1 protein-coding gene and 1 pseudogene are annotated in these 824 nt (G+C 66.7%); one reads left to right on the top strand and one right to left on the bottom strand.

Annotated features, from left to right (window positions below; genetic code table 11):
* Positions 1-172: 172 nt before the first annotated feature.
* Positions 173-358, bottom strand: a complete 186-nt coding sequence (locus ACFW6P_RS31810) for a hypothetical protein (RefSeq protein WP_386359982.1) — start codon at positions 356-358, stop codon at positions 173-175.
* A 362-nt stretch (positions 359-720) separates the two neighbouring features.
* On the opposite strand from ACFW6P_RS31810, the pseudogene ACFW6P_RS31805 reads away from it, so the two are divergent.
* Positions 721-824 (top strand): annotated as a pseudogene (locus ACFW6P_RS31805) (IS5/IS1182 family transposase); the annotation flags it as partial.

The raw sequence follows: 824 nt of genomic DNA, 5'->3' as shown, positions 1-824 counted from the left end.
TTGTGTGTGTTTTTTCCTTTTTTTCCGTCGTCGGGGCGGGCGGTTGTGCCCTCCTCCCCACCCCCCCCCCGCCCCCCACGCCTGGTGCCCCATCGCGTGCACGCGCGGGCATCAGTCAGAACCGGGTTTTCCTTCGGACAGGCACTTCAGTGCCCCGACGACTCCTGCCCGCTCAGTTGAGTGGGCAGGTGGCGGTGGCCTTGTCGGTCCACGAGAGACCGGCGGCGGCGCTGAGCACATCGGCGATGTCGTTGAGGACTTCGCCCCGGGGCCGCACGTACCACTGGGCGAAGTTGTTCGCGTTCTGCGGGTTCCAGATGTACGTCAGCAGCGGGTCCTCGGGGGCATTCGCCGCCACGCCTGCGGCCGTCCGCGCGAGGGTGTCGGAGTAGGGAGGGGTGGGCAGGTCGCTCCACGTGGAGGTGGCCGGATCGTAGGGCGCGGGCCAGTTGTCGATCCCTTGGTTGAACCAGTAACCGGGCGAGCACCACTGGTTCGGCGCAGGCGTCGTGGTGCTGGTCGTCGCCGTGGTGGACGTCGTGGACGTGGTCTGACCGTTGGTGCCGCTGGTCAGACCGATCAGGCCAGTGGTGAGTCCGATGTCGCCGAGGATCTTCGGGGCGAAGACCGCGTTCTTCGTGCAGTAGTCGAACTTGCCCTGGCAGCTGTGGACCAGTTTGTACTTAGACGTCGTCTCATTTGGGTTCGTAATCTTGCGGCATGACGATCGTGGAGCGGCTGGTCCCGGACGGGTTGTGGGAGTTGTTCCAGCGGGTGGTGCCGCCCGCGCCGACGCGTCCGCAGGGCGGTGGGCGGCGCCGGTA

The sequence above is a fragment of the Streptomyces sp. NPDC058741 genome, from assembly GCF_042746715.1.
GTDB lineage: Bacteria > Actinomycetota > Actinomycetes > Streptomycetales > Streptomycetaceae > Streptomyces.
Note: the sequence above shows the minus strand (reverse complement) of the source record. Positions and strands in the feature narration are given on the sequence as shown.